We start from the raw sequence: 22,145 nt of genomic DNA, 5'->3' as shown, positions 1-22,145 counted from the left end.
GGGCGATGCTGCCCCTTGCGCCTTCGGGTTTTCTTCGGTATTCCTAGTCGTCCCGGCCCGCGCATGGGCCAAGCCCCCGAGGGTGGGACGAATGCAGGAAGCGCTCTTGCTCAGCGATGCGGTGGCCGAGGCCCCGCGTCACCCGGTTGTCGGTACCCAGAAGGACATCCGCTACTACGGCAGCACGGCCAAGGGGGTGCTCAACTCCCCCGAAACCACCGGGATGCCTTTCTGGTCGATCAACCCCTACGTGGGCTGCGCCTTCGGGTGCGCCTACTGCTATGCCCGCTTTGCCCACCGCTTCGTCATGGAACGGGCGGCGGCAGCGGCCGAGTCGGACTCGCCGCTCGCTGACGAGCTGACCGAGCTTCCGCCATGGCTTGCTTTCGAGCGGCGGATCTTCGTCAAGCGCAACGCCGCCGAGGTGCTGCGACGCACGCTGCGTGAACGCAGCACGACCGGCAACGGTGCGGTCCAGCGCGGAGAGCCGATCGTCATCGGCACGGCTACCGACCCATACCAGCCAGCCGAGCGCCACTTTCGCGTCACGCGCAGTGTGCTCGAGGTGCTTGCCGACGCGCGGCGATTGCGGCTGACGATCATCACCAAGTCGCCGCTCATCACGCGCGACGTGGATCTGCTGGTCGACATCGCGAAGTCCTCGTCGATCCGCGTGCACATGTCGCTGATCACGCTCGATCGCGAGCTGGCGCGGCGCATCGAGCCGCGTTCACCGACACCGGAGTCGCGGCTGCGGGCCGTGCGTCGCCTGCGACAGGCCGGGATCGACGTGGGCGTGAACATCATGCCGGTCCTCCCCGGCATCACCGATCGTCCTGACGCACTCACCGCACTCGTGCACCGCATCGCGGCCGAGGGGGCGACGCACATCAACCCCGGGGCACTCCGCCTGCGCGCGTCGGCCCGCAAGCGCTATCTGCCGTTCCTCGCGACGGAGTTTCCGTCGCTCGCTGAGCGCTACGCGACGGCGTACGCGAACGATCACGAAATGCCGGCCGCGTATCGCGAGGGACTCGCGCAGTTCATGAAGCGGGCCTGCGCCAGCGTCGGCATCCGGTACGGCTCGTCGTATGACCGCGACGAGCGGGGGCGGCGCCTCGAACCAGCTCGGGGGCCGGAGCATGAGGAGGGAAGCCTTGCCACGCCGACGGAAGCACCCGTGGCCAGCATTCCGCAGTTGGAGTTCGTCCTGTGACCTCGACCGCCCGAACCCCCATGGCCCCTCCGTTTTCCCGGTCGCGCGTGACGCACCGGGGCTTCGCGCAACGTGTCCTCTCCCACACCGGCGGTCCCCTGCTTCGCTCAGCGCGGCGCGAGGACTCCGAGGCCTGGGCGGCGCTGCGCGCGGCGCTCTGGCCTTCCCGGTCCACCGCGAGCATTCGGACCGACATCGAGCGGTGGTTCTGGTCGGGCGACCGCGACTCGCATTGCATCGTCGCCGAGGAACAGGGCGAGCTGCTTGGCTTCATCGAACTCTCGGTGCGCCCGTGCGCGACCGCCGGTGAGGGGGACACGCGCATCGGCTACGTCGAGGGCTGGTACGTCGCACCCGACACGCGTCGCGATCACATCGGCCGCGACCTGATGCGCGCCGGTGAGGCATGGGCGGCGGCTCGCGGCTGCCGCGAGTTTGCCTCCGACGTCACGACCGACAACGCGCTGGCCCAGGCCGCGCACCTCGGGGTCGGGTTCGCGGAGGTCGCGCGCATCGTGTGCTACCGCAAGCCGATCACGCACGCGCTCGGCACCTGGCTGCTCGGGTCAACCGCCCCGCGTGAGCGCGAAGTAGATGACGTACAGCCACGACAGGAACCCGTGCACGATGGCCCAGAGGATGGACTCGTTCGTGTTCCATGAGATGACCATGGCGAGGGTACTGCCCATGGTGATGCCGGCACGGGCGGCGCCGGTGCGGACGAAGATCCCGCGCGACTGCGGTGGCGGTGGCTGTTGGCCGGGATCGTTGACGGGGCCGGAGTAGGTCATTCCAGACGGGATGGACGGTAACAGTTCGACGGGGGTATCCGATTTCATCGTTAGGTGCCTTCCCGTGTCTCCGCAAGGCCTGCCACCTCGTTCGCCCGTCCGTATCACCGTCCCGTGCATTCCGTCCATCCTGCCCGCCCGCCCGAATGTCCCTCTCCACCCTCCGCGCCCGGATCGCCTCCGTCGTCACGCCGCCGCCCGCGGTGCACGAGACGGTGGCGACCGGCGTTCCGGAGCTCGATGCGGTCCTGCCCGGCGGGGGCCTGCCCTGTGGACGGCTCACGGAGGTTGCCGGTCGCAGCGGCAGCGGGGCAACGACACTCGCGCGGGCGCTCGTCGCGCAGGCCATTGCAGACAACCGATGGGTTGCATACATCGACGCCGCGCGCACCCTGGCGCCCGCGGACTGGGCGCCCCTCGCCACCACCGGGAGGCTCTGGGTCGTCCGGCCGCCGACCGACGACCACGGCGCCTGGTGCGCCGACCTGCTGCTGCGCAGCCATGCCTTTGGGCTCGTCGTGCTCGACGACGCCGCGCGCATTCCACACCGCATTGCCATCCGGCTCACGCGGCTCGCGCAGGACACCAATGCCGCGCTGGTCGTTGTCCATCACCACGATGCCGGCCAACAGCTCGTGGGCAGCGCGCTGCGACTGCACATGCAACGCACCACCGCACCCCCGGCTGACGCCGAGGGATCCCGCGGAAGCGCGTGGCGGCGTCTCGGCACCAGGCTCGGCCGGGCCGCCAGCGGGCAGACGCCCACGCACGAAGCGACCGCCGTTCATCCAACGACATCCCGCCGAACCTTCCTCTGCACCGTCTCGAAGGGCGGGAAGGACGGCCCCAAAGCTGTGGAGGTGTACTGTGCATTCGACGTGGCGCGTCGCCTGCGTCCGGATCCCCCGATTCCCGATCGGCGCGGTGTGGCGACACGCAACCGGCTCGGCGAACGGGCGGCCCCCGATGCCCCCGGCATCCGACGAGCAACTCCTGCTCCCGATGGCGTGGGAGGGACCGCCCTCCCGCGCAAACGACGGTGTGCAGAGCCGGCCACGAGCCGCGAGCACTTCCTCCTCGAGGATCCCCAGCGGGCCGGTGAATGGGCGGGGGCGAGCCGACGAACAGACGGACGACCGGGCCAGCGGCCGACGCGACCGAAAGCCGGACGGGGATGAGTCACCCGCGTCGCCCCCGCAGCATTGGGATGAGCTGCCCATCGTGCTGGTCGATGGACAGCGGGTGCGCACGGCGACCGCTGCGGCGGGCCGCGCGCGGGTGCGATCGGGCATGACGATCGCCGAAGCGCGTTCGCGGTGTGCGATGCTGCAGATCATGCCATGGGACGAGGATCTCATTGCGCGTGAGGTCACGCGGATGACGGCCGCGTTCGTACGCGCCAGTCCGCAGGTCACGCCCGCGGCCGGCGCTCCCGGCCTCTGGTGGATCGGGGCCAGCGGACGCGAATCGCTGGGCGGCGACGCCCCGCTGGGACGCGACCTCATTGCGATTGCGCGGCTCTGGCATCCCCGCCCACGCGTGGGCATCGCCGACTCGTGCGTCGCCGCGCGCGCCGCGACCTGGGAACGCCGCACGACCCACGACCCGCGCCATGCCGTCATCGTGCCGCGTGGCGGCTGCGCCGACTATCTCGCCTCCGCCCCCCTCGGCCTCCTCACGATCGACGCCGCACTCCGCGAGTCGCTGCAGGCACTTGGGCTGCACACTATCGGTAGTCTCGCGCGCCTCGCCGTGGACGACGTCGAACGACGCTGGGGGCCCGAGGGACTCCTCGCCTGGCGCCTCGCCCGCGGCGAGGACCGGCGACGCCCGGGACTCACCCGTCTCGACGCGCCGCGTTGCGTGAGCGCCGAGCTGCACCCGAGTGTCGAGACGACCGAGCCGGTGCTCTTTCTCGTGCGCGCCGCGCTCGATCGCCTCGTTCACGACCTCATCGCCGACGGACGCGCGGCGTCGACGATCGCCATCACGCTCACGCTCGACGACGCGCGGGGCGCGATGCCCACGAGCGGACGCGCACACACGATCACGCGCGAGGTACAGCTCCCCCGCCCGCTGGCGCGCAGCGTCCCACTGCTCGAGCGATGCCGGGCGCTGCTCGACGAATGGCACCTCACGGCTCCCGTCTGCGGGGTGTGCGTGGCCATCACGGCCACCGCCCCGCTTTCGGGAGCGCAAGGAGAGCTGCTCGACCCGGCGTGGCGAGACCCGGCCGCCGCCGATGCCGCGTTCGCCCGGCTGCGAGCCACGTTAGGCACCGACGCCATCGTCCGCCCGGTCGCCCGTGACACGCATCGGCCGGAGCGGGCCGCGGTGTGGGAGCGGATGGACGGACAGATGGACGGATGGACGAATGGACGAGTGGACGAGTGGACGAACGGACGGATGAACGGACGGACGGATGGCGGGAGAGACGGATGGGCGGGTGCGCGGACAGGCGAAGGGGCGGATGCGCGGATGGGTACCCCGGCGTTCCGACAACTCGATCCGCCGGAACCGGCCGAGGTCGATGTCCCGGACGAGCCATCCGCAGCCCCTGCGGCCCCGCGCGCGCTGCGGTGGCGCAACCGCTGGGTGCGCATCCAGCGCGCCATCGGCCCCGAGCGCCTCGCCGGCGACTGGTGGGACGATGCCTACGCGCGCGACTACTGGCGTCTCGAAGACGCCGACCATGGACCGGACCTCATGGTGTTTCACGACCTGCGCGATCCAGCGGCGTGCGTGTGGTTTGTCCAGGGATGGTATGACTAACGATGGACGGATGAGGGGGCGCGTGGACGGATGGCCGAGCCAGCCTGCACTGCGCAACCCTTTCACCAGGTGTTCGAGGCGGCGCCGTGCGAAACGGAGCAGCTACTCCAGGCAGCGCTGCAACACGAAGTCGTTGAAGTGGTGCGGCGTCAGGCGCCCCCTGGTGATGAGAACCGCCGAGTTGCGCCTCCCATCGTCATCCACCCGCCCATTCGTACCTCCTCATCTATCCGTCCTTGTTCGTCGAACTCCACTGCCACTCCGTCTTCTCGCTCCTCGACGGCGCCTCCGAACCCGAGGCGCTGGTCGCGCGGGCGAAGCACCTGGGGATGCCGGCCCTCGCCCTCACCGACCACGACGACCTCGGGGGCGCCGTGCGCTTTGCCCAGGCCGCCCGCGAACTCGGCATCGGAGGGATCCTGGGGTGCGAGCTGAGCCTCCACGTCGACGAGCGCCCCACTCACCTCGTGGTGCTCGCCGAGTCCCGGGAGGGATACGGGAACATCGCCTCGCTCATCACGCGCGGTCGGCTCGACCAGCCGCGCGGTGAGCCGCACGTCACGCTCGACACCCTCGCCCGCCACACCGACGGACTCTTTGCGCTCACCGGCTGCCCGAAGGGATGGGTACCCTCGCTCCTCGCCGGGGAACAGCGCGACGCCGCGTGTGAAGCGGCGGCCACCCTGGTCGACCTGTTCGGCGGCCGCGTGGCCATCGAGGTGTGGGACCACCGCCTGCCCGAGGAACGCGCGCTCGTCCGCCAGCTGATCCCGCTGGCCAGGTCGTTAGGCATTCCGTGGGTCGTCACCAACAACGTGCACTACGCCCAGCCCACCGGGCGCCTCGTGCACGACGTGCTCTCCGCGCTCCGCCACCAGCGCACCCTCGACGCCATGGGCACGCGCCTGCGTCCGAATGGCGAGTGGTACCTCAAGGACCCGGCGCAGGTACGACGCCGCTGGAGCGGCAACGACGCCGGCGTACGCGCCACGCTCGACATCGCGGAGCGATGCCGGTTCCGGCTGGAGGATCTCCGGCCCTCCCTGCCTGCCTTTCCGCTCCCGCCAGGCGTCGACGCCAACGAATACCTCGCCCGCCTCGTCGATCAGGGGGCGATCGAACGCTGGGGACGCCCGGTCGACGAACTCGACCCCAAATACCGAAAGCAGATCAGCCACGAGCTGAACCTGATCCGACAGCTCGGGTTCGCCGGCTACTTCCTCATCGTCTGGGATATCGTGCGCTTCGCCCACCGGCAGGGCATCCTCTGCCAGGGGCGCGGCTCGGCGGCCAATTCCGCCGTCTGCTACTGCCTCGGCATCACCGCCGTCGACCCGATCACGCTCAACCTCCTCTTCGAACGCTTCCTGAGTGCCGAACGCAAGGAGGCCCCCGACATCGACATCGATTTCGCCCACCGCGATCGCGAGCAGGTGCTGCAATACGTCTACGAACGCTACGGCCGCGAGCACGCGGCGATGGTCTGCGAGCAGATCACCTACCGCGGCCGGTCCGCCGTGCGCGATGCGGCCCGCGTCCTCGGCTTTTCGGTGCAGCAGGCGGATGTGCTGAGCGCGCTGAGCGACCGCTTCTCCGCGAAAGCCACCGCCGACGCCCTGCGCGCCGGCACATCCGGCGAGGAGATGCTCGGCCGCGACCACGACCGGGACCCGCGCAGCGATGCGCCGGGGATTCCCGGCGATCCCCGAAAGCAACCGGACGAGTGGACCGCCGAGAAGCTCCTCGCCGAGCGACACGGCCAGGGGCTGATGCACGGAACGCTGGTGAGCGCCCGGATGCGCGAGATGCGCGAGCGCGATCGACACGACGCACTGCACGCACCGGATCCCTCGACGCCGCCCGCGCCCTCCGACGAAGTGCCTGACGAGGCCCGGCGCGCCGCCGCACGCAGCGGACGCCCGGAGTTGGGCCGGCGCCCGTCAAAGGGCTACGAACCGTATGGCAACGCCAACGGCCGCGATACCGCACAGCAGAACGTTCGCATCGAACAGACGCTCAAGCCGTTAGGCATCGGCGCGGCGCCACCAGCCGCCGGCAGCGTCGCGGGAGTCAAAGCGGACATGGAGACATCAGGTCAGGGAATCACGCCGCAGGGTCACAACACGCCGAAAGAACGCCGCCCCCCGGCTGCGGCACGACCGGCCGCCACCGTGGACTCGATCCTCGCGCAGGCCGGACTCGACCCGAAGGACCGGCGCGTCCAGATCCTTCCCGATATCGTGGACGGACTGCACCAGGCACCACGGCATCGATCGATCCACGTCGGTGGGTTCGTGCTCACCGCCGAACCGCTCCGCACCGTCGTACCGATCGAACCGGCATCGATGCCCGGTCGCACCGTGATCCAGTGGGAGCGCGACGACCTCGATCCCGTCGGACTCGTGAAGATCGACCTGCTGGGCCTCGGCATGCTCACGGTGCTGCAGGACTGCCTCCGGTACATCCGCCGCGCACGCGGGGTCGTCGTCGACCTCGGACAGCTCGACATGAAGGACCAGGCCGTGTACGACGACATCTGCAACGCCGACACGATCGGCGTCTTTCAGGTGGAGAGTCGCGCGCAGATGAACACGTTGCCGCGGCTCAAGCCGCGGAGCTTCTACGACCTCGTGGTGGAGGTTGCCCTGATCCGCCCCGGGCCGATCCAGGGCGAGATGGTGCATCCGTATCTGCGACGGCGGGCCGGTGAGGAACCGGTCACGTATCCGCATCCGTCCCTCGAACCCATCCTGAAACGCACGCTGGGTGTTCCACTCTTTCAGGAGCAGGGGATGCAGGTGGCGATCACCGCCGCCGGCTTCACGCCGGGTGAAGCCGATAACCTGCGGCGCGCGATGGGCCACAAGCGCTCCCGTGAGCGCATGGCCGCGATCTGCGAACAGCTCATCGAGGGCATGGCCCGCAACGGCATCGATGGCGACGTGGCCCGCCGGATCTACAACCAGATCAACGCGTTTGCCGACTACGGATTTCCCGAATCGCACGCCGCGAGTTTTGCCCTCATCGTCTACGCGTCGGCATACCTGCGGCACTACTACGCCCCGGAGTTCACCGCCGCGATCCTCAACGCGCAACCGATGGGGTTCTATTCGGTGGGTACGCTGATCGAGGACGCACGCCGTCACGGCGTGGATGTTCGACCGATGGACCTCACGTGCTCGGCGTGGGACACGTCGCTGGAGCTGGGCGATGGTCGCCGCGTGGTGCCGTATGGAGCGGAGGTGGCCGTGCAGGCAGGCGGGCGGGCGGAACGACGGACGGAAGTGGCCGAGCAGACTGGCGGGCGGGTGGAACGACGGGCGGAAGTGGCCGAGCAAGCGGAAGAGCGGGTGGAACGACGGACGGATGGGCAGAGGGGCGGATTGGCGGGTGATGCACATGAACAGCAACCGGGGACTGCATCTCGCCCCTCCATTCGCCCGTCCGCTCACCCACCCATCGTCAGGCTGGGGCTGCGCCTCGTGCGCGGGCTCGGCGCGGCCGCACGGGAGAAGCTCGAACTCGCGCTGCGTGAGGGGCCGTTCGTCGACATCGACGATGTCGTGCAGCGCGCGGGACTCGACCAGCGGGCGCTGCGTTCGCTCGCCGAAGCCGGCGCGTTCGACACCATGGTCGGCGATGTGCCGCCTGACGAGCGGCGGCGCACGGCACTCTGGCGCGTGCTCGAAGCCACCCGCGGCAGCGCCGGGCCACTCGCACCCGTGCGCGTGAAGCACGGACGAGCTCCGCTACCGCCGATGTCGCGCCTCGAAACGACCGACGCCGACTATCGCGTCACCGGCCTCTCGCTCAACGGTCACCCCATGCACCACCTCCGCCCTCTCCTCGCCCCGAACGGTGTGCAGACGACGACGGAGCTGTTTGCTTCAGGAAAGGACGGTTCGAAGGTCGCGCATGCGGGCCTCGTGATCTGCCGCCAGCGCCCGGGCACGGCCAAGGGGTTCGTCTTCCTTTCCCTCGAGGACGAAACCGGCATCCTCAATGTCGTCGTTACACCAAAACGATTCGAGAAGCAGGCCCTCCTCATCTCCACGTCTCCCCTGCTCCTGGTGCGCGGAACGCTGCAGGTGGAAGGCAAGGTGGTGAACCTCCGCGGCGAAACGTTCACCGCCCTCAAGGCCGATGCCGGAGAGGCCTGGGCAAGGAGCCACGACTTCCATTGAGGGCCAACACGAGGGAAAATGAACCCTCCGCCACCGCACACCGGTCTTGTCTCCCGTCCTCGCCGCCGTCCTCGCCTACCTTGGCCTCCAGCTGGCCATCGGCTTCTGGGCCTCACGACGCATCCGCAACGAAAGCGACTACCTGCTGGCCGGCCGCAAGCTCGGGTACGGACTCGCGACGTTTTCCATCTTCGCCACCTGGTTTGGCGCTGAAACGGTGATGGGATCGGCGGGGACGGCCTACACCGATGGTGCATCGCTCGCGAACGCCGAGCCGTTTGGCTACGGTCTCTGCATCTTCGGCATGGGCCTCGTCTTCGCCGTGCCCCTCTGGCGCCGCAAGCTCACCACGCTGGCCGATCTGTTTCGCGAGCGCTATTCCGTCCGCGTCGAACGCGTCGCCGCGGTCATCCTCATCCCCAGCTCCATCCTCTGGGCCGCAGCACAGGTTCGCGCGTTCGGCCACGTGCTCTCGCTGGCGGGCTCGCTGCCGCTCGATCTCGCGATCGGGATCGCCACCGGGTTCACCGTGCTCTACACGGCCTTTGGAGGCCTGCTCGCCGACGCGGTGACCGACGTCGTGCAGGGCGTCATGGTCGCCCTCGGACTCATCGCCGTCCTGGTCGCCGTCATCTTCGCCCTGCCCGACGGCCTCACGCTTGGCGCCATCCTCGCCGCACCTGGTGCGGTGCAGGTGACACCGACTACCGACCTGTCATGGATCGAAGTCGCCGAAGAGTGGTCGATCCCGGTGTTCGGCTCGATCCTGGCCGCTGAACTCGTGAGCCGCGTGATTGCCACGCCCACCGCACGCATCGCGCGCCGCTCCGCGTTTCTTGCCGGCGGCATGTACCTCGTCATCGGCATGATCCCGCTGGTGCTTGGCTTGGTCGGTCGCCACGTCGTCCCGGGCCTCGAGGACGCCGAGCAGGTGGTGCCCGCCATCGCGCAGACACTGCTCCCGACGGCGCTGTTCGTCGTGTTTGCCGGTGCCCTCCTTTCCGCCATCCTGTCCACCGTCGACAGCACCCTGCTCGCGGCCGCGGGACTGCTTTCGCACAATCTCGCGATCCCGCTCTTTCGCGTGACCGACGAAGGCGCCAAGGTCCGCATCGCGCGATGGGCCGTCGCGGGCTTTGGCGCCATCGCGTGGATCCTTGCCGTGCGTGCGGAGGGCGTCTTTGCCCTCGTGGAAGAAGCGTCGGCCCTGGGAAGTTCGGGAGCGTTCGTCGTCATCGTCTTCGCCCTGTTCTCGCGTCGCGGCGGCGAACGGACGGCGCTCGCCACGCTGCTCATCGGGCTCGTCGTGTACGCGGTCGCCACGTATGCCGGCGTCACGGCGCCCTACCTGCTCTCGCTGGGCGCAGCGTTTGCCACGTACGCCGTTGGCGCCTTCGGCGGGGGGAGCGCGCGGGTCATGTCCGCGTCGCCCTGACACGCGGCCCCGGAGCGTCGACGACGCCAGCGTGCTGGTGCGCGCCCCTCGTGGAACGCCCTGAATCGCACGCTCGCGCCCTCGCCGGCAGCCGTGTCGTCCTGCCGAATCTCGCTGCACCCGAGATCGGCCAGGAACCGGGACTTCCCTTGGGGCACCCGACAACATCAGGGATGACCCCCGCGTAGGTTTGGGGAGCGCGACGTCGCGCCCCCCTGCCCCTTCCATGCATCGCACAACCGCACTCGGCCTTGCCCTCGGGGCTGGCCTTGCCTTGGCCGCGCCGCTGCACGCCCAGTCGCCCGCCAGCTCCGACTCCACCACCGCGCGCCGGGCCGGCCGCTACTCCGCCGACGGGCGCCGCGAGGTCCAGGCCGCGGCGGCCGCGGGATCCATCCGCATCGATGGCGTGCTCGATGAGCCCGGCTGGCGCACCGCTGAACCGGCGACCGACTTCGTCCAGTCCGAGCCCCTTACCGGGCAGCCCGCGTCACAGGCCACCGAAGTTCGCATCCTGTTTGATGCCGACAACCTCTATGTGGGCGCGGTACTTCACGACACCGACCCATCGCACGCGGTCGTGAACGACATTCGCAAGGACTTCCGCGAGGAAGACCAGGACGACTTCGAGGTGCTGCTCGACACGTTCGGCGATCGGCGCAACGGCTACGTCTTCTCGACCAACATCGAGGGAGCGCGCCACGACCGACAGGTGGCCCTCGAAGGGCGGGAGATCAATCAGAGCTGGGATGCGGTGTGGGACGTGCGCACGAAGCGCACGGCGAACGGCTGGACCGTCGAGATGCGCATCCCGTTCCGGGCACTGCGCTTCGACAAGGACGGCGGATCGTCGTGGGGCATCAACTTCTCGCGTCGCATCCGCCGCGGCAACGAAGTGGTGTTCTGGTCGCCCGTCCCCCGCGCGTACAACATGAACCGCGTGTCGCTGGCCGGCACGTTGACCGGGCTCCAGACCGGCAGCGCCGGGCGCGACCTGCGCGTGAAGCCCTACATCGCCGACAACACGGTGCGGGCGCTGGGCACCGCCAGCGCGCCGCGACCGCGCGTGGTGAACACCATGGACGTCGGCGTGGACGTGAAGGCCGCGCTCACGCCGGGGCTCACCATGGACCTGACGGTGAACCCGGACTTCGGCCAGGTCGAAGCCGACGAACAGCAGGTGAACCTCACGCAGTTCTCGCAGTTCTTCCCGGAGAAGCGCGATTTCTTCCTCGAGAACTCCGGCGTCTTCTACGTGGGAGACGCCGCGCGCAACAACCGCGTGAACCCGACGCCCACGCCTGACGAGGACAACCTGCTGTTCTTCTCGCGTCGCATCGGCCTCACGTCGGGCGGGCGCGCCATTCCGATCCTTGGCGGCATTCGCCTCACCGGAAAGCTCACCGAGCAGACGCGCCTTGGCGTGCTGAGCGTGCAGGACCGCGCCATCGGCACGGACCCGGGCTCGAACGCCAGCGTGATCCGATTCCGGCAGAACATCGGACGCATCGGCAACGACTTCGGCGCGTTCGTCATGCAGAACACGCACACCACGGGCCCGTCGTACACCAACCGGGTCTATGGCGTGGACAAGAATCTCCGCCTGTTCGGCAATCTCGACTGGAACTCGTACGTCGTGAAGACGTCGACGCCGGGCATCGACTCCGGCGACTATGCGTGGCGGAGCACGCTCAACTGGGAAGGCAACTTCTTCCACGGCAAGGGCGGCCTGATGCAGCTCGGCCCGGGCTTCCAGAACGACCTGGGCTACTACCGTCGCACCGGCGTGCGGAAGTATCTGCTCGACACCGGCATCCGCCCGCGCTCGGCGTCACTGCGCGCGCACGGGATCCGGGAGTTCCATCCGCACGTGGTCTGGGACTATCAGGAGGACATCGACGGACACATCCTCGGCAAGCGCATGCACACCGGCTGGTCGACGTTCTTCAACAACGGCAGCGTGATCGAGTGGTCGGTGAACCCCACGTTCAACCGGCTCACCTCGCCATTGCGCCCCAACGTCAAGATGCAGCAGCCGATCCCCGCCGGCGGCTATTCGTGGAACGAACACATGGTGTACGTCACGTCAGACCAGAGCCGCATGTTCTCGACGAACACGCGGCTCATCTGGGGCGGGCTGTACAGCGGCACTCAGCGCACGATCAACGGCTCGGTGACGTTCCGCCCCAACTACCGCTTCCGGGCGACGGTCGGCCTGCAGCGTACGGAAGCGGACCTCGAACTGCCCAACGAAAAGTTCACCAACAGCCTCACCACGGTGCGCGCCGCCTGGTCGTTCAACACCAACATGTTCATCGACGCGCTCTCGCAATACGACGCCGTCAGCAAGCAGTTCAACGCCAACGTGCGCTTCAACCTGATCCACCACCCGTTGAGCGACCTGTTCATCGTCTACAACGACCAGCGCATCCTGACGCCCGATGCCCCGGTCCCCGGGCGCGGCCTCATCCTCAAGTTCACGCAGATGTTCTCGTTCTAGGGCGTGAACGCCGGCGGGTGGATCAGCCCTCCACCCGCCTAACGCCCGAGCTCCTCGAACCGCGCGTTGCCGATCCGGTAGCTCCGCCAGTCGCGATAGTCGAAGTGCCACCACTCGGCCTCGAACACCGTGAACCCCTCGGCCTCCATCGCCGAGCGCAGGATCTCGCGCAGGGCCCGCTGGCGTGAGGTGCCGCCGGGATAGTCGGGATACGACCGGTCCGACATCTCGTCGTACCCGCCGGTCGTCACCACGGGCTCGCCGGTCCGCAGATCGTACATCGTGAGATCTACCGCACTGCCACGGTTGTGGCGCGACCCCCGCGACGGATCTGCAACAAAGGTGTGCTTGTCCTCCGGCGTGCCATCCCAGAACATCCTGGTCACGTACCACGGCCGATAGCCGTCGTGGACGAGGAGGCCATAGCCTCTGGCCCGCAAGGCGCGATGCGCGCGCACCAACGCCTCGGCGGCCGGCCGCTGCAGGAATGCACGCGCCTGCGTGTAGACCGGCACGCTCAGGAAGTTGCGATCCGTCGCATAGCGGATGTCGAGGCGAATCGTCGAGTCCAGTGCCGTGAGCTCCACCAGGTCGCTCGCCCGGAACTCTCCCGTCTCCTGTGGCGGCTGCGCGGCCAGGGCGGCAGCGCGCAGCTGGTCCACCGGCCTCACGGGGGTGATGCGGAAGATGCCACCGTCCTCGCCCACCCACGTGCGCCGCACGAACGGCACGCTCGCGGCCACCACGCGCTGCGCCCGACCGCTGGCATCACGCGTGAACACGAGCTGCTCGCCGTCGTACAGCCCGCCGCGAGGGAACGCGTACACGTCGGGCGAGATCTCTGAGAGGGGATACTCGAAGAACCACTCGATCAGTGCGTGCAGTCGTCCGCCCCGCTCGAGGATGTACAGCACGTTGTGGTCCCAGCCGTATTCGCCGATCAGTCCGCGCCAATGCGCGGGCGGCGCCGCCGGGATCGCGCGCTCGTCAGGCAACCGCGGGTACCGTGCGTCTCCCACCACGAGTTGCCCGGCATCGAGCCAGACCCTGGTGCCGAAGGACATGCCGTCGTCGGCGATGAGCGTGTCGCCTTTCCATTGACGCAGCTGCATCTGGTGGTCACTGGCTCCGGAGAGCAACGGCGTCGAATCGCGCACGACGACGGTGATGGGCGCTGCTCGCGTTCCCCACGCGCCCGCCAGGGGTCGGGCAAGCGCCAATGACACGCGCGACGTCGTGTCGATCGATGGGAGAGTCTGTCCGGCCTTCGCGGCGCGCATCAGACGCAGCGCTTCCGTCGCGATGCGGCTGGTGAGCGCGTTCATGCCATCCTTCGACGCACTCACCGCAACGCCAAGCTTCTCGTCAGGCAGCGCGGACAGCTGCGTGGCGAATCCATAGATCGCGCCGCCGTGGTTTACCGTGCGGGCTCCGTCGAGATTGCCGATCTGGAACCCGATCCCCGCACCCGTGCGCGCATCGGCCGCGGCGTACTGCGGCTTCCACATGCTCTCGATCGTCTCCGGACGGAGGACGCGACCCCGAACACCCTGCCCACCGCGAAACAGCGCACTCATGAACTTCGCGAGGTCGGGCATCGTGCTGTACATGCTGCCGGCCGGCGCCATGCCCAGCTGAAAGTTGGGCGCGTCGAACGACCGATGGTGATAGGTCCACATCTCGCCGCGGGCCATCCGGGCCACCAGATCCTCCCTCGGCTCGAACGAGGACTCCTCCAGACCCAGCGAGTCGAGCACATGGCGCTGCAGCCAGGCCGGGAACGGCTCGCCGCCCTTCACCTGCAGCAGGTAACTGACGGCTCCGATCGCCGCGTTGGAGTACTTGCGATGGGTCTCGGGCTCGTAGACGAGTGCGGTAGAGTCGAGGCTCGCCACCATGTCGGCCAGCGATGTCCCGCTGTCGTCGAAGTAGTTGCCCCGCGGCGGCTCACGCACCAGGCCGGAGAAGTGCGACATGAGCTGGCGCAGCGTGATCGCTCGGCCCGAGGTGTTCTTCGGCGCGAACGTGGGCAGGTACTGCTGTACCGGCGCATCGAGATCCACCTCGCCCCGCTCGAGCAACTGCATGACTCCGATGTCCGTGAAAAGCTTGGACACCGAGCCAACGCGATATACCGTGCCCGCCGTCGCGCGACGCCCCGACGCGGAGTCCGCCAGCCCGAACCCGCGCGCCCATACGGTCGTCTGGTCGTCGACCAACGCAATCGACAGGGCACGGATCCCCTTGTCCCTCATCTCCCGTTCGATGAACTGCGACAACTGCGCCGAGACCGATGCATAACGAGCGTCCGGTCCGATGACGTCGGTGGAAACCGCCTCACGTTGCGAACACGCGAGTGACGCTCCGAGGATCGCGATGAGAAGGAAACGCGGCATGGTCATGCGGTGGAGGTGGATCGTGCAGACGGACCCCAACGGACACGCGCGCGACCGGGATCCACGGCCGCGCGCGCTGCACTGCTGTTGCATCAAGCTCGTCCACCACCCCGCACTGAACTACCCCCCTGAGATCGTCGGGTTGTTCAGCCGTTCGATGTCCGGCAGCGGCAGGCACTTGTTGCTACCGTACGTACCGCCGCCGTTGGGGAACGCCGCGCCTGCCGGCGGCCGGAGCGGCACGTTGAACCGAATGGTGTCGAACAAACGGTGCCCTTCCAGGAACAGTTCGCGGCGACGCTCCTCCTGCACCTGGGCGAGGATCGCGGCGTTGTCGTTGCTCTGGAACTGGGGCAGGCTGTGCCGCGCGCGCAGCTGGTTGATCAGCGTGACGGCCTGCTGCCCGCCAGCCACTTCGGCGCGAATGAGCAGCGCCTCCCGCCATGTCGCCATCGGAATCGACGCGGCGAGCGAGCCGTACTTGTTCTGCGCCCACAGTCGAACCGTTGGCAGCGATCCGCCGCGCCCAGCGTCCACCACTGGCACGCGAGGATCGGGCGTTCCGTTCACCGTCAGTCCGCGGAACGACGTGTCCACCGTGATCTGGCCCGTCGTGTTGTTGACACGGAACACGCGATTCTCGGCGCGGCCGCTCGCGGCGGTCGTGCGTGCGCTGAACGTGAAGTTGTCGGGAACCAGGGCCGCGTCGGCCGCTGCTTCGGTCCGCTTGTTCTGGTTGAGTCGCGCGCGGGCCCTCCCGACGTATGCCATGTTCCGGATGGAGTCCGGCACACCGGCCGTCGAGATGGCCGTCGTGAACCGGGCCTCGGCGGCCGCGAACACCTGCGCGGGCGTCATCTCCGGCCCCAGGTCTACAGCGGCAGAGCAGAAGCCCTCGCCGAGCAGCACGTAGGCGTACCCCGCGTAGGCGGCGGCGCGCGCGATGAGCGCGTTGCGGCCCGGCACCTGTGCGTCCGTCCATCCGTTCAGGAGCTTGAGCGCCTGGTCGGTCTGGAACCGCGCGACCGAGACCGGCGTGTAGATGCCACCAAGGCCGCCACAGCCGCCGGTCGCGTACAGCGTGGTCGCCGGATTGCTGGTCCGACGGTCGAGGTCCCAGATGGCCGCGTTGGCCTGCGCGTCCATGAACTCGTCGGAGATCGTGCCCGCAGCCGCCACGTAGTTGCCCAGGGCACACTCCACGTCCGCAATGGCGCCGGCCACGAGCACCGAGGCATTGGACGGTTGCAACAGCGTCGATTCGAGAATGCGGCTCGGGGCGTCGGCCTCGAGCAGCGTGTCACATGCGGTCAGCGCGCCGCCGGCGATCGTCATGGCCATCGTGGCCACGACGAACCGGGTCGCACGGGCGCGGGGGCGATGCGTGTTCATCAGGTCGCTCCTGGCGATTCGCCGGTCAGTAGGTGAGAGAGAAGGAGAACAGCACCGACGACAGCGGCGGCACCTGCGCCTGCTCGAGCCGCACGAACTGCTGCAGCGTGAAGAAGTTCTCCGGATCTGTGCCGCCGTACGGCGTCCACAGGGCGAGGTTGCGGCCTGAGAGCGTGAGCGAACCACCCCGCGCTCCGACCCGCTGCGCCAGCGACGGCGCCATCGTGTAACTCAATGACAGTTCCCGCAGGCGGGCGAACTTGCCCTTCTGGTAGATCCAGTGGCGCAGGATGTTCGGCGACTGGATTTGCGCCACGAACGTCGGGTCGTACTTCTCGGGCTCGAGGTTGGCCATGCACTGATTGAACACCTGACAGCGCGCCCGATCGTTGTTGTTCAGGATGCGATGGCCGCCCTTGAAGTCGACCAGGCCGTAGAAGCGCCACTGCCGGAACGCCGTGAGCGTCGTGTTGAACGACCCTTCGAGCGCCGGATCGGACCGTCCGACGAACACCCGTGGAGCGTTGGGCTGGCCGGTCGCGGTCAGGCAGTTGATCAGCCCGCCCTTGCCGTCGTCGCACTGCTGGCCCTCGGCGCGCTTCGTGGTCTGATTGAACGTCGCCTGGCGCACCTTGAGATCGTACCACGACATCACCGGCTTGCCGATGATGTTGCGGTTTGCGCCCACGGCGATGAACGGCACGCCGCTCGGATCCTTCGCCAGCGACGCGGGGTCGCCCAGGCTCGTGATCTCGTTCGTGTTGTTGGAGATGTTGAACCCGAAATCGAGGTTGAGGTTATCGCGGCTGAGTGCGTTCCAGCGCGTCTGCAGCTCGATGCCCGCGCTGCGGATCCCGCCGATGTTGACCACGCGCTGTCCGGCGAAACCGCTCGACGGCGCCACGTCCCGGAACAGGATGCCGTCCTTTGTATCTCGCCGGTACCACGTGAGCTCGGCGCTCACGCGCTCGCTGAACATCGTGGCATCGAAGCCGAGTTCGATCTCGCCGGCGCGCTCGGGCTTGAGCTGTGGATTGCCGAGGGACTGAGGCGTCACGGCCGGATTGCCATCGCCACCGGTGGTCGCCGAGTAGGTGCGCAGCGCCGAGTTGACGTCAGGCTGCTGGCCCGTCTGTCCGTACGCGGCACGCAGCTTGAGTGTGTTGACGGGCCCGAGCCTGAACCACGGCTCCTCGTTGATGACCCAGGTGCCCGACACCTTGGGGTACGTCACCCACGAGAAGTCCTCGCCGAAGGCCGAGTTGTTGTCGACGCGCAGCGCGGCGGTGAGGTACATGCGGTCGTTCAGATTCACTTGCTCCTGTCCGTAGAACCCGACCGTGGAGTTCTCGACGAAGTCTTCGCCGCCAAAGGTGGCCGCGGCGGCATCCACCAGCAGCAGACCGCCCGCCGGAAAGCCTTCGCCGCGCGCCGAGAGCGCGTACGTCTGGCGACGGAAGTACTGGGCGCCGAACGACGTCGACGTCTGCACGCCGAAGAGTTTGGGCTTCACCGTTCCGGCGTAGTCGATGCTGGTCACGCCCAGTTCGCGACGTCGCGTGAACTTGTTGCCGTTCTGGTCCACCGGACTGCCGAAGAACTGGCGGAAGAACGGCGCCATCCGCTCCGTCTGGTTGACGTTGTCTTCGCCCGTGAGGTCGTTGCCAACGACGAGACGCTGCGTGAGCCAGGTTCCGGCGCGGTGGTTGAACTGGAGACTGCCGGTCGTGCGCTTGAGCGCCTGGTACTGCTTGAACGCGCCCCAGAAGGCTTCTGGCGGCGCCGAGAAGTACCCGCGTCGCAGCTTCTCGGCGTCAGTGACCGGCGCCTGACCGAAATAGGCACTGAACCACATGCCACCGCCTGCTTCCAGCGGAACGTTCACCACCTGCTGGTTGGTGTTGAACGTGGCCTGGATGTCGAGCGACTTGTAGGGCGAGAGCGAAACGTTGCCGCCGCCCGTCCAGCGCCACAGGTGGTTCGTCGGCTCGATGCCTTTGTCGTTGTCGTACGAGCCGTTGAAGTTGTAGCGCACCGCATCGGTGCCGCCGTTGAGGCCGAGGTTGTACGACTGCGACAGGCCGGTCTGGAAGAGATCGAGGCCCGCCTCACGATCGATGGCCACGGGATTCCAGGACTTGATCGAACCGTCTGGCATGCGCCTGAACGTCTGGCCGATGCGCGCCTCGGCGCCCTTGAACCAGTTGCCGCCCTGCCGGACGTTGAGCGAGACCACGGGCCGACCCGCTTTGCCGCGCTTGGTGATGATCTGGATGACGCCGTTGTTGGCTTCGGTGCCGTAGAGCGTCGCGGCCGCGGGGCCCTTGATGACCTCGATGCTTTCGATGTTCTCGGGATCGATGTCGTTGAGGCGCGAGATGACGCCGGAGCTGAAGAACTGCGACCGGGGTCCGGTGGAGACGTCGTTGGCGATGCGGATGCCGTCGACATAGATGAGCGGCTGGTCGCTGAGGGAGAGCGAGGCAGCGCCACGGATTCGGATGCGCGGTCCGGAGCCGACCGCGCCGGAGCCCTGGGTCACGACCACGCCGGCCGCCTTGCCGTTGAGGATGTTCGTGACGTCCGGCGACGGCGCGATGTTCTGGATCGACGCCGCATCGACCTTGGTGACCGCGTTGCCGATGGCGCGCCGCTCCACTGGTTCCGCGGTTCCGGTGATGACGACCTCGGAGAGCGAGGCGACCTGTTCCGTGAGCACGATGCGCACGTCGGTTTGGCCGACGCGCGCCGTGATGGTGGCCGGCCGGAATCCGAGGCGCCGAACCTGGAGAGTGACCTGCGCCCCCGGGACGCCGGCGATGCGGAACGTGCCGGCGGCATCAGTGAGCGCGCCGAGTGTGCCGCCTTCGACCTGCACCTGTGCGGCATCGAGGCCACGCAGGGTGCGCGCGTCGACCACCGTGCCGGCGATCGTGCCGCCCTGGGCGATCAGGGCCAACGGGAGTGCGAACGAGCCGACCAGGGCAAGAGCGCCGCGGCGGGCGAGAACCATCAGACGACCGTGTTTCATTGGACCTCCACGCGAAGAGGTACACCGATTTGTATACAGTTCTACGTGCATGCGCGCAAATGCGCTAGGGGCCGGTTACCGCGGCGAGGCGCGTCGGCGCCACATCGCGTAGGCGGGCGCGCCCAGCAGCACCATGCCAACGCCAACCGCCGCGCGCCCGGGCTGCGACACGATGGTGTTCCCCACGATCGCCGCCGCGGCCAGCACAAAGAGCACCGGCGTGACCGGATAGCCCGGCACACGGAACGGCCGTGCGGCGTGCGGTCGCGACCGGCGCAGCGCGATCACGGCGGCGGCACCCACGGCATAGAACACCCAGCCGACGAACACGACATACGTCAGCAGCTGCTCGAACGTGCCGGTCACCGCGAGAACCATCGCCCACACACACGACGTGATGATGGCCAGTGCCGGCGTCCCGAACGTCGGATGCTCCCGGGCAAGCGCAGAAAAGAACACACCATCACGCGCCATCGCGTAGTACACGCGCGGGGCCGTGATGACGGTGGCGTGCGCCGCGCTGTACATCGACACGATGATCGCGACCGCGATGAGCCGACCCGCAGCGGGGCCAAGGACCGCCGCGACCGCGTCTCCGGCCACCCGCTCCGAAGCGGCCACGCGCGCGGGACCGAGCGCCGCCAGATACGCAAAGTTCGCCACGAGGTAAATCGCGACGAGCGCCGCGGTGCCCAGCGCGATCGCTCGCGGGAGCGAGCGCTGCGGATCAACCGCCTCCGCATCGGTGAAGGTCACGTACTGCCACCCCTCGTATGCCCAGAGCACAGAGATCGTCGCCAGGCCAACGCCGCTCAGCGACACACCCGAGCTCACGGCGGACGCGCCACTCACCGCCGCCGCCTCGCCACCACCGTCGCCCAGCGCGAAGAGGATCACGCTCATCACGAGGATCGCGCCGACCTTGATGCCGGTGGCGGCGTTCTGCACCGACGCGCTCTCGCGCATCCCGCGCACGTTGATCGCGCACATCAGGCCGATGAGCCCGACCGCGATCGCCTTCTGCGCGACCGGACTCAGTGTCGTGAACTGCCCCATGTAGCCCGCCGCAGCCACGGCGAGGGTGGCGATCGTCCCTGCCCCGATCACGAAGAACAGCGTCCAGCCGTACAGGAACGCCGGGAATCGACCGAAGGCATCGCGGATGAATCCATATAGTCCTCCCGATCCGCCCTCCATCGACGCGAGCTCGCCGTAGGAGAGCGCGCCGAGGAGCGAGAGCAGGCCACCGAGGAGCCACACGAGTGCCGCCGCCGTGACGGATCCGGACTCGCGCAGGACGCTGCTCGGGACGATGAAGATCCCGGAGCCGATGACATTGCCGATGACCAGTAGCGTGAGGTCGGTGACGCCTAACGTGCGCCGGAGCGACATGAGCGGGGAGGCAGAGATGGCAGGGGCGCGGAACGTACCGCGGGGCACCTCGGGCCGCGAGGGCGCCTACCGGTCCAGCCGCGCGAGGTCCCCGGGCAAGTCCACATCCAGCGGCGCATCGGCGTCGATCGACACCTGCACCACGCGATCGCCCATCGACCGCAACAGATCGCGCGCGCCGCGGTCCCCCGAGAGCGCTGCCAGGTGTCGTCGCATCGTGATGTCGAAGAACACGGGGTTGCCGCGATCGCCGTCGCGATACACCGGGACCACCGCAGCCGCGTTGCTGGTCTCCCAGGTCTCCTGCAATCGGCGGACGACCGCAGGATCGATGAACGGCTGATCGCCCAGCGCCACGACAAAGCCGGTGCAGGTCTCCGGCAGCGCATCCACCGCCGCGCGCAACGAGTGGCTCAGCCCCGAGGCCGCGTCAGGCACCGGCACCACCCTCGCCCCGGATCCGCCGAGCGCCGCATGCAGGCCGTCGTTTGCCAGTCCACTCATCACGAGTACATCGACGATCCCCGCCGCCGTCAGGCGATCGACCACGTGCCTGACGAGTTCGATGCCGCGCACGCGCTCCAGCACCTTGGGCGCGCCGAATCGCGTGGCCTGCCCCGCCGCCAGTACGATGCCGACGATCACGGGGCAGCCTCGCGCGTGCGCTGCCGGTAGAGCATGACGCCGGCGTGCAACACCGTCAGGGGAAGGCTCACGCAGGCGAGACGCGCGGCAGGGAGCCGCGCATCGAGCGCACGCACGAGTTCGTCCGTGGTCAGGGACTCGACGTCCTCGAGCGGTGCGTCGTGCACGAGACCGGTGAGCACGGATGCCGACGCGACGCACACGGCACACGCGTTGGCGACAAACTTCGCGGCACGCACGACGTCACCCTCCACCGCGAGTTCCACGCGCACGCGATCGCCACAGAGCGGATTGCTCCCCTCCTGTGAGACGGAGGCATGCTCCAGCGTGCCCTGGTTGCGGGGGCGCCGGAAGTGCTCGAGGATCCTCGCGCTGTACGGATGGGACACGG

13 protein-coding genes are annotated in these 22,145 nt (G+C 68.4%); 7 read left to right on the top strand and 6 right to left on the bottom strand.

Annotation, left to right across the window (positions count from 1 at the left end):
* The first annotated feature begins 91 nt into the window (after positions 1-91).
* The 7 genes from IT361_07155 (at position 92) to IT361_07125 (ending at position 12,898) form a co-directional block, all read left to right on the top strand.
* The gene (locus IT361_07155) at positions 92-1,216 is read left to right on the top strand and encodes a radical SAM protein (GenBank protein ID MCC6317459.1); all 1,125 of its coding nucleotides are present in this window, start codon (positions 92-94) and stop codon (positions 1,214-1,216) included.
* A 20-nt stretch (positions 1,217-1,236) separates the two neighbouring features.
* Positions 1,237-1,878, top strand: a complete 642-nt coding sequence (locus IT361_07150) for a GNAT family N-acetyltransferase (protein ID MCC6317458.1) — start codon at positions 1,237-1,239, stop codon at positions 1,876-1,878.
* A 275-nt stretch (positions 1,879-2,153) separates the two neighbouring features.
* Positions 2,154-3,185, top strand: a complete 1,032-nt coding sequence (locus IT361_07145; GenBank protein ID MCC6317457.1) for a hypothetical protein — start codon at positions 2,154-2,156, stop codon at positions 3,183-3,185.
* Positions 3,186-3,228: 43 nt separating this feature from the next.
* Positions 3,229-4,779, top strand: a complete 1,551-nt coding sequence (locus tag IT361_07140) for a hypothetical protein (GenBank protein ID MCC6317456.1) — start codon at positions 3,229-3,231, stop codon at positions 4,777-4,779.
* A 236-nt stretch (positions 4,780-5,015) separates the two neighbouring features.
* Complete coding sequence (locus IT361_07135) at positions 5,016-8,963, top strand: PHP domain-containing protein (protein MCC6317455.1); 3,948 nt, start codon at positions 5,016-5,018, stop codon at positions 8,961-8,963.
* A 46-nt stretch (positions 8,964-9,009) separates the two neighbouring features.
* Positions 9,010-10,398: a sodium:solute symporter family protein gene (locus IT361_07130; GenBank protein MCC6317454.1), complete on the top strand. Its 1,389-nt coding sequence runs from the start codon at positions 9,010-9,012 to the stop codon at positions 10,396-10,398.
* Positions 10,399-10,624: 226 nt separating this feature from the next.
* Positions 10,625-12,898 carry a carbohydrate binding family 9 domain-containing protein gene (locus IT361_07125; protein MCC6317453.1) on the top strand — a complete coding sequence of 758 codons (2,274 nt, stop codon included), beginning with the start codon at positions 10,625-10,627 and terminating at the stop codon, positions 12,896-12,898.
* A 38-nt stretch (positions 12,899-12,936) separates the two neighbouring features.
* On the opposite strand, the gene IT361_07120 is transcribed toward IT361_07125, so the two are convergent.
* The 6 genes from IT361_07120 to IT361_07095 all read right to left on the bottom strand — a co-directional run bounded on the left by IT361_07120 (position 12,937) and on the right by IT361_07095 (position 22,143).
* The gene (locus IT361_07120; GenBank protein ID MCC6317452.1) at positions 12,937-15,294 is read right to left on the bottom strand and encodes a serine hydrolase; all 2,358 of its coding nucleotides are present in this window, start codon (positions 15,292-15,294) and stop codon (positions 12,937-12,939) included.
* Positions 15,295-15,414: 120 nt separating this feature from the next.
* Complete coding sequence (locus IT361_07115) at positions 15,415-16,686, bottom strand: RagB/SusD family nutrient uptake outer membrane protein (GenBank protein ID MCC6317451.1); 1,272 nt, start codon at positions 16,684-16,686, stop codon at positions 15,415-15,417.
* A gap of 25 nt (positions 16,687-16,711) precedes the next feature.
* Positions 16,712-19,717 carry a TonB-dependent receptor gene (locus IT361_07110; protein ID MCC6317450.1) on the bottom strand — a complete coding sequence of 1,002 codons (3,006 nt, stop codon included), beginning with the start codon at positions 19,715-19,717 and terminating at the stop codon, positions 16,712-16,714.
* Positions 19,718-19,792: 75 nt separating this feature from the next.
* Complete coding sequence (locus tag IT361_07105; GenBank protein MCC6317449.1) at positions 19,793-21,109, bottom strand: amino acid permease; 1,317 nt, start codon at positions 21,107-21,109, stop codon at positions 19,793-19,795.
* Between the two features lie 66 nt (positions 21,110-21,175).
* Positions 21,176-21,754, bottom strand: a complete 579-nt coding sequence (locus IT361_07100; protein ID MCC6317448.1) for a nucleotidyltransferase family protein — start codon at positions 21,752-21,754, stop codon at positions 21,176-21,178.
* Positions 21,751-22,143: an iron-sulfur cluster assembly scaffold protein gene (locus IT361_07095; GenBank protein MCC6317447.1), complete on the bottom strand. Its 393-nt coding sequence runs from the start codon at positions 22,141-22,143 to the stop codon at positions 21,751-21,753. The genes IT361_07100 and IT361_07095 overlap by 4 nt, the downstream gene beginning before the upstream one ends.
* Positions 22,144-22,145 lie beyond the last annotated feature (2 nt).

Source organism: Gemmatimonadaceae bacterium, from assembly GCA_020846935.1.
Lineage (GTDB): Bacteria > Gemmatimonadota > Gemmatimonadetes > Gemmatimonadales > Gemmatimonadaceae > RBC101.
The sequence above is the reverse complement of the archived record's forward strand: the minus strand, read 5'-3'. Positions and strand labels throughout refer to the sequence as shown.

Excerpts from the sequence above, each read along its gene's own strand:
- IT361_07155 (MCC6317459.1), top strand. The coding sequence starts at position 92 with ATGCAGGAAGCGCTCTTGCTCAGCGATGCGGTGGCCGAGGCCCCGCGT.
- IT361_07150 (MCC6317458.1), top strand. The coding sequence starts at position 1,237 with ATGGCCCCTCCGTTTTCCCGGTCGCGCGTGACGCACCGGGGCTTCGCG.
- IT361_07145 (MCC6317457.1), top strand. The coding sequence starts at position 2,154 with ATGTCCCTCTCCACCCTCCGCGCCCGGATCGCCTCCGTCGTCACGCCG.
- IT361_07125 (MCC6317453.1), top strand. The coding sequence starts at position 10,625 with ATGCATCGCACAACCGCACTCGGCCTTGCCCTCGGGGCTGGCCTTGCC.
- IT361_07120 (MCC6317452.1), bottom strand. The coding sequence starts at position 15,294 with ATGCCGCGTTTCCTTCTCATCGCGATCCTCGGAGCGTCACTCGCGTGT.
- IT361_07115 (MCC6317451.1), bottom strand. The coding sequence starts at position 16,686 with ATGAACACGCATCGCCCCCGCGCCCGTGCGACCCGGTTCGTCGTGGCC.
- IT361_07110 (MCC6317450.1), bottom strand. The coding sequence starts at position 19,717 with ATGAAACACGGTCGTCTGATGGTTCTCGCCCGCCGCGGCGCTCTTGCC.
- IT361_07105 (MCC6317449.1), bottom strand. The coding sequence starts at position 21,109 with ATGTCGCTCCGGCGCACGTTAGGCGTCACCGACCTCACGCTACTGGTC.